We start from the raw sequence: 6916 nt of genomic DNA on the forward strand, positions 1-6916 counted from the left end.
TGCGGCGCTTTGTTATGCTAGAAAGCAAAGATCAGCAGAGATGCAGGAGAGATGCAGGAGGGAGCTTATGACCCGGCACACGGATGATCCGCAGCCCATTCCCTCAGAAGACCATGCCGCTGGAGAGCAATTGCCCCTGATCGAGTTGGAAACGCTGCTCAACCGGCCCCTTTCGCGGCGCAAACGACTGGTCCAGATCGGCCTCATGCTCGCGGCGCTCGTCGTGGTCGTCGTGACCTTTTGGAATGTTGCCGCGCCCAACACACCGCCGGGCCAGCCGGTTCGCCTCCAGCCAACCTCGCCCCCGCCCACACTGACCATCTTTAGCAACGTCAACTACGGCGCGCTCACCATCAACGGCCAGCCGATCAGTTCTTCCCCGCTGTCCATTAAAATGCACAGCCAGCCCCCCTACACAGTCACCCTGGATGCGCCGCCATTCCGCCCGCTCTCCTGCTCTTTTCCACCCCCCAGCCCTGACCCGCGCTACAGCTTCATGGCCTGCTCTGCCTCGGATGGGTTCACGATGAACCAGCAAACCGTGTCTACCCTGGAGATGCTTTTCACCCTGGCCGACCTGCCGCCAGACCAGCAGCAGCAGATCAATACCCTGATCCCCCGGGCCGTCACGGCTCAGCGCACGATCACCGCGCCAGCCCGGTCCTTGATAGCCACCGGCCTTGCCCCCTATGGAGCGATTACCAGCCGCCGCCTGACCGGACCGCTGGCGGCCACCGCCTTCCTGGTTCCGGTCAGGCAAGACAGCCAGAGAGGGAACTTCTGTCAGGGCTTCATCTGTTTAGCTCCCGGCGGCTTCCTGCCCAACGCCTCGCTGAACGGCCAGTTCTGGGAAGTGGCGACGCCTGTCGCGCTGCGCTGGCGTTTCACCGGTGCCAGCGGCCAGGTCGTCAGTGATGTGACGTTCCCGGTCGGCTCCATACTTACGCTCGATCTTTCCTATGACGCAGCGACCGGCTGGCAGGTGGGGCTGCTTTCCCCAGCGCAGCTAAGCCAGCATCTTGCGCAGCTTGCCTGTCTAACCGGCGTAAACGTGTTAGGGGGTGAGGCTCAGCGTCTCAATAACCAGGCGTATTGGAATATCACCACGCTGCACGATCAGGGCATTGAGGGCTGCGAACTCGGTCTTCAGTTGGATACTGCCGATCAGGGCCATTTCGTCTGGCGCTTTGGCGTGCTGCTGGCCGCCGATGCCAAAGCCCACAGCCTCCTTCCCGCGCTCCCCATCGCTTCACCGACTGATCTGGCAGCCGTTGGCGGATAAATATCGAATCCACCTGTAGCGCCGCCGTCTCGGCGGCCAACGCTGCGCCAGGGCGAGCGTTCGCCCTCCAGGCCAACGCCACCTGTAGCGCCGCCGAGACGGCGGCCAACGCTTCGCCAGGGCGAGCGTTCGCCCTCCCGGCCAACGTACCGGCGGGCCAGCGTTGAGCCGCCTGGAAGGCGGCGCTACAGGTAGAAACCACGCTAGGTGGTGGAACCCTGAGATGGTGGCATCCATGCCGGTTTCGCTCAGGGCAGTTCGATCTGCCGAAGCGTCCAGGTGGAAACCAGGATACCTCCAATCAGCACGAGCGCCAGCACTATCAGGCTGGTGGCGCCGCTGATATTGACAGGCGAGACATCCGCCAGGGCTGACGCGCCCAGGCTGGCATCCAGCGCGCCTTCCACGTAGCGCCGCACCGAAAACGTGGCAAGCCCGGTGGAAAGCTGCGACATGATGCCCTCCCAGATCAACACGTAGATGAACCCGATCAGCAGCCCCCGGCGCGGGAACCACAACCCCAGCAGCAGGAACAGGCTGGAGTAGGCCAGACAGCCGACCAGACCAGCCAGCAGAATCGCGCCCAGGTTGCGGCCATCGCCCGCGCCCTGCGTCCCGATCAGGTAGGTCGCCGCCAGCGAAACCTCAACCAGCAGCGTCGTAATCACGGTGGACGCCAGCAGCTTGGCAACGATCACCACCAGTCGTGGGATGGGTTTGAGCGTGAGATAGAGCAGCGTCCGATCTTCAACCTCGCCGCCCAGCGCGCTGGTGGCAAAGATCAGGGCCGTCAGCGGCAACAGGATCGGCAAGACGAGGCCGATGAACAGGTCAAGGACAAAGCCCTCGCCGTTGTCTGTTCCCTCGCTCGCCACATACACGAGGGCCAGCAAGACAGGGACGCAGAGCAGCGCGACCACCATGAGTACGCGGCGGCTGCGGGCGAGCGCCCGCAAGGTTAACGCAAAAATGGGTTGCATCAGGCTGTCCTCCTTAGTGCAAAATCCATTGATTTTTTCCGTATTTGCCAGTATCCTATGTCGGGGCTGGCGTGATGAGAGCAAGGCCGCAAGACGACCCGCCTTGAGGGTATTGAAATCAATTGACAAGATACCGGAAGACGCTTTCGAGGTCTTCATCCAGCCCCTCGATGCCGTACAGATGCGCGCCCGCAGCCTGCGCCGCCTGCGGCACAGCCAGGTGAAACTCCAGCGGCGCGGCGGTTTCGACAATGACCGCCCCTTCCTCAACGTGAATGCTGCGTGTCCCTGGCAACCTGACCAGGAACGCCGAGACGGTACGCGGGTCGGAGCAGGTGACACGGACCCGCCGGGGCCGGTCATCCATCAGCGCGCGGATGGCATGAAAATCGCCTTCGGCGGCCAGCTTGCCATTGACCATCACCAGCACGTTCGACCCCATCCGCTCGACCTCGTAGAGAATGTGCGAGGAGATCAGGATGGTCTTGCCCGTTTCGCCCAGGCGCGTGAAGACTTCCATCATCGCCAGCCGCTGGCGCGGGTCCGCGCCGCTCAGCGGCTCATCCAGGATCAAGATTTCGGGATCATGCACCAGCCCCTGCGCGATCTTGGCACGCTGGCGCATGCCTTTGGAACACTGACCCAGCGAGCGGTTCTCTACATCGCTCAGTTCGACGATGCGCAGCGCCCCGCGGGCCGCTTCGCGTGGGTTGGGCAGGTGATGCAGGCGCGCCGCCAGTTCGACAAACTCGCGCACACTCAGGAAGGGATACAGACCCTCCTGCTCAGGCACCAGACCGATGCGCCGGTAGAGCTTCGGATTATTGACGACCGATTGCCCCAGCACGCGCACCTGCCCGCGACTGGGCCGCAGCAGGCCGGTGAGCAGCTTGATGGTTGTTGATTTGCCCGCGCCGTTGGGGCCGAGCAGAGCCGACACACCTGGCCCCAGCGCAAAGGAGAGATCGGAGACCGCCACTTTATCGCCATACCATTTGCTGGCGTTGACGACCTCGATAGTGACGGGCCGCCCATCGGGAAGCCTACCCGAAGGCCATCCTTGCGGGCTGTACGCTGGCGCGCCCGGCAGCGGCGCGCCGATAATTTCAGAACTCATTAGTCACTCACCTTCAGATAGCGCCAGGCCATCAGGGCCAGGCTGATGACGACCACCGCGAGCGTTCCCCAAAGATAAGCCGGCCCATCGAGGGCGACGAGGGCGGGGCGGTCCGTCTCGCCAAACAACCAGAACACCACATTGATCGGCAGGGTAAAGAGGTTGAGCAGGTTGAACCATTCATGGCCGCTGAAATGTAGTTGGAGAGCAATGATGTCTCCGGCAATGGAGCTTACCAGCAGCAGCCCCAGAAAGCCGCCTGTCGCGTAGGCGCGGCGGTCAGTAAAGGACGCCACACCCATTGCCAGCGCGCCGAAGAAGAGCGCGATCAATGGGCCGCCCAGCAGCAGATGCCACAGGTCGCTGAAATTGTCACTTACGTAGGTTCCAAAGGCCGGAGCCAGCAGCGCCTGCCCAAAGAAGAGGAGGACGTAGGGTACCAGCGTCAGCAGGAGCAGCAGCATTACCAGGCTCCCGACCTGCGCGGCGACGTAATGCAGCCGGGTGATCGGCGCGGCAAAGTAGAGCGAGATCACCCGCTCGCGGCGGTCTGCGCAGATCAGATCGGGGGCGACCAGACCGGCAAACAGCAGAAACACGCTGTTGATACTGGGGTAGATGCGTGTGTAGGGCGTTGGCAACGCCTGACCCACGATGATCTGAATGCCCAGGATCACCACAACCGGCGTATAAGCGACGGCGATCAAGAGCCAGGGCATGATCTTGTGGCGGAAGGACCGGCGCAGGCCCACGCCGCGTTTCAGCGCCGCCCAGAGCATGACCCACTCGCTGTGCCCCAACCCCAGGCGCTCGCCCTCATAATGCTGGTAGCCGCGATCAATAATGCGCGCGTTGGCGCTTACTGTATTCTCCATCAGCGTGTTCCTTCCGATACGTCTGCTGATATGCCTGATATATGGCCGTCCTGTTGAACAAGCGCCGGACTGCTCTCTCCGGCCAGATAGATGTCTTCCAGGGAGAGGACGCGCCGCTTGAGGTGGACAATGGCCGCTCTGGTTTCGACGGCGGCGTCGCGGATAGCGTCATACACTGCGTCGGAGCGATAATCCACCTGCAACTCGGCTCCCTCTGCCTTCACGCCATAGCCGCGCTGGCGCAGCGCCTCGGCCAGCGGCCCGGCTGCTGCGCGGGTGCGCACCGTCACTGCCGGGGTAGCCTGCATGAGTTCGCGCAGCGTCCCCTGAGCGATGATGCGGCCATTATTAAGAATGACCACGCTGTCGGCCACGCGCTCAATATCTATAAGCAGGTGAGAAGAGAGGATAATGTTGATACCCATCTCATGGGCGATGCGCCCGATCAGGGCCAGCATCTCATCGCGCCCCGCCGGATCAAGTCCGTTGGTTGGCTCGTCCAGCAGCATCACATGCGGGTCGTGGATAAGCGCCTGGGCCAGCTTCACGCGCTGCTTCATGCCGGTGGAAAAGCCGCCAAGCGCGCGATAGCGTTCTTCGCCCAGGCCAACATGATAGAGCGTGTCGCTGGCCCGCTGGATGGCCGTTCGCGTCGGCAGACCGTGAAGTTCGCCCATGTAACGGACAAAATCCTGCGCCAGCCAATCGGTGGGCAGACAGTCGTGTTCGGGCATATAGCCCACCAGTTTACGCAGCGCCAGCGGCTGCGTGCGCACATCGCACCCGGCAATACTGGCCTCGCCCTGGTCGGGCGTCAGCAAACCCAGCAGCAGCTTTATCAGCGTACTCTTGCCCGCGCCGTTCGGCCCCAGCAGGCCGGTGCATCCCGGCGCAATGTTGAAGGTGGCGCGGTCCAGCGCCACTATCTTGCCATAGCGTTTGCTCAGGTCTTTCGTCTGGACGACGAGCCGGTTCTGTGTGGCTTGGGGTTCCTGCCCCAGAGCATTCATGGCGGATACCTCATCTTTCTTGCCTCCAATCAGCATTATCCGTGTGTTCTGGTGTGTGGGTTGATAGGTGTGTGTCTCATCTTTCTACCACCACTGTCAAGAATACGGATAAATCGTCAGCAGGTTATCGCTGAATTGCCGCAACGTTGTCGCCACCCTGGATATGAGCGGCTGGAGGGCTGCAAATTTGTTCGTTGGCTCGCCTGCGGCTCGCGCCTCCCTTCCTGAAGGCAAACCGTTCGCCAGCGCCAAAGTGCAGTCGTCGCCCGCTTGACGAGCCGATGCTGGCGCTTTAGAACCTGTCCGGTAATCCGTAGTGTGGGTAGACAATCGCTTGTATGTGGGTTCCTTTCGTGATCCATCGGGATTCTTTCATGCCGATGCACGCGCCTGTTTTGCCCACTGTTCGACATTGACCCCTCTGATCAAAAGCCACAAGGGTAAGAATAGTTCCGCCAACGAGGTAATCGTAGGAAGCAGGGCGAGGGTCGCGCCGAGGGTGGGCACAAAAAATCCGCCAAAACTTTGGATCAGAAAGCCAAAACATTCTATGATCAACACGACCCCGATAAATTTGGGAAGGAACCCCGACCTGAACACCAGCACCGCGTAAGGAACCAGCCACAGACCCCAGAAGAGACCGGCGATGAGTCCCCCCGTGTCGTGCACTTGCAGCAAGAGGGACACCGCCGCGTGCATCTGATCTGGGGTGAAGGCGCGAGACGCGTCTGCTCCGTGCAGGAGGAGCAGGATCGCAAAGTTGTTCAGCTCATTGGACAGGGTGATAACGACCCCAGGCAGGTTGAGGATGACCATCAGCACAGCCAGGGTCTTGTTCACCGGTTTGAGTAATTGATAGAAGACGAGCACCAACAAGCATGCATCGAAGAGCATGAGGAGAAGGGTGCGCACAATCCCCAGGCGGAAGAGCGATTCAGACGCCAGGATATGGTTGGCGGTTGCGGCGGCATCTCCAGGCACGATAAGACTGGAGGAAAGTGCGCCCAGGAGTGCGAATGGGATGGGCAGGAGCAGCAGGAACCCTCCGACGATTCGTGCATGGGTAACAACAAAGGGCGGGGTTGCGTCGGTACGGGTGGTCATATGCATTCCTCCTCTGATGCTGATTTGATAGACCGGTGGCTGACTGGGACCAGTTTCCCGGTTGCGTTTGTTTGACATGACGTGAGTCCCTGTTGTGGTTAGTCAGAACCCTCTGTGCCACGTGCTTGATCTACAACGAGCATAGCTCCATACCGCCTTCACAACGAGACACGAAAGTGTTGTTTGGAGTGTTGTTATGAGGTGAGTGAGCAAGGAGCAGTGCTCACGCTTTGGCTTGATGGATTGCTTGCAGGCAGGTCTTGCTACCCGCGTTTGCGGACATCCCACCGGATAAGCAATCTGACTGGCAAGCTGCCGACCCTTTCCAAGAGAGGCTGGAGTGTAGGAACCGTTCATAAGAAATAACGTCATCTCTTGACAGCTATAGACGGCTATGCTATCCTGGAAGCATGAAGCTCTCAGAGTACGCCAAACAACAAGGCATCAGTTATCGGACGGCCTTTCGCTGGTGGAAAGCGGGCCAGATTCCCGGCTATCAGGCTCCGACCGGCACCATCATTGTGCAAGAGCCGAAAGAGCCAGCCGCG

7 protein-coding genes are annotated in these 6916 nt (G+C 60.8%); 2 read left to right on the forward strand and 5 right to left on the reverse strand.

The genetic code is table 11. From position 1 onward, the window contains the following. The first annotated feature begins 67 nt into the window (after positions 1–67). Complete coding sequence (locus VH599_14020; GenBank protein ID HEY7349427.1) at positions 68–1282, forward strand: hypothetical protein; 1215 nt, start codon at positions 68–70, stop codon at positions 1280–1282. Between the two features lie 248 nt (positions 1283–1530). On the opposite strand, the gene VH599_14025 is transcribed toward VH599_14020, so the two are convergent. The 5 genes from VH599_14025 to VH599_14045 all read right to left on the reverse strand — a co-directional run bounded on the left by VH599_14025 (position 1531) and on the right by VH599_14045 (position 6368). Next, positions 1531–2262 (reverse strand): ABC transporter permease, encoded by a 732-nt coding sequence (locus VH599_14025; GenBank protein ID HEY7349428.1) that lies wholly within the window; start codon positions 2260–2262, stop codon positions 1531–1533. Positions 2263–2380: 118 nt separating this feature from the next. Beyond that, complete coding sequence (locus tag VH599_14030) at positions 2381–3379, reverse strand: ABC transporter ATP-binding protein (protein ID HEY7349429.1); 999 nt, start codon at positions 3377–3379, stop codon at positions 2381–2383. After that, entirely contained in the window at positions 3379–4254 is an 876-nt protein-coding gene (locus VH599_14035; protein HEY7349430.1) for an ABC transporter permease subunit, read from the reverse strand. The genes VH599_14030 and VH599_14035 overlap by 1 nt, the downstream gene beginning before the upstream one ends. Next, a complete protein-coding gene (locus tag VH599_14040; GenBank protein ID HEY7349431.1) occupies positions 4254–5264 on the reverse strand; it encodes an ABC transporter ATP-binding protein in 1011 nt (336 codons plus the stop codon). The genes VH599_14035 and VH599_14040 overlap by 1 nt, the downstream gene beginning before the upstream one ends. 372 nt (positions 5265–5636) lie before the next feature. Next, complete coding sequence (locus VH599_14045) at positions 5637–6368, reverse strand: DUF4386 domain-containing protein (protein HEY7349432.1); 732 nt, start codon at positions 6366–6368, stop codon at positions 5637–5639. A gap of 410 nt (positions 6369–6778) precedes the next feature. On the opposite strand from VH599_14045, the gene VH599_14050 reads away from it, so the two are divergent. Continuing rightward, positions 6779–6916, forward strand: a 138-nt coding sequence (locus VH599_14050) for an IS607 family transposase (protein ID HEY7349433.1), incomplete at its 3' end; no start/stop codon positions are given.

The sequence above is a fragment of the Ktedonobacterales bacterium genome, from assembly GCA_036557285.1.
Taxonomy (GTDB): Bacteria; Chloroflexota; Ktedonobacteria; order Ktedonobacterales; family DATBGS01; genus DATBHW01.

Bases quoted from the DNA above. Each gene is read 5' to 3' on its own strand.
- VH599_14040 (HEY7349431.1), bottom strand. From the start codon at position 5,264: ATGAATGCTCTGGGGCAGGAACCCCAAGCCACACAGAACCGGCTCGTC.
- VH599_14020 (HEY7349427.1), top strand. From the start codon at position 68: ATGACCCGGCACACGGATGATCCGCAGCCCATTCCCTCAGAAGACCAT.
- VH599_14045 (HEY7349432.1), bottom strand. From the start codon at position 6,368: ATGACCACCCGTACCGACGCAACCCCGCCCTTTGTTGTTACCCATGCA.
- VH599_14025 (HEY7349428.1), bottom strand. From the start codon at position 2,262: ATGCAACCCATTTTTGCGTTAACCTTGCGGGCGCTCGCCCGCAGCCGC.
- VH599_14030 (HEY7349429.1), bottom strand. From the start codon at position 3,379: ATGAGTTCTGAAATTATCGGCGCGCCGCTGCCGGGCGCGCCAGCGTAC.
- VH599_14035 (HEY7349430.1), bottom strand. From the start codon at position 4,254: ATGGAGAATACAGTAAGCGCCAACGCGCGCATTATTGATCGCGGCTAC.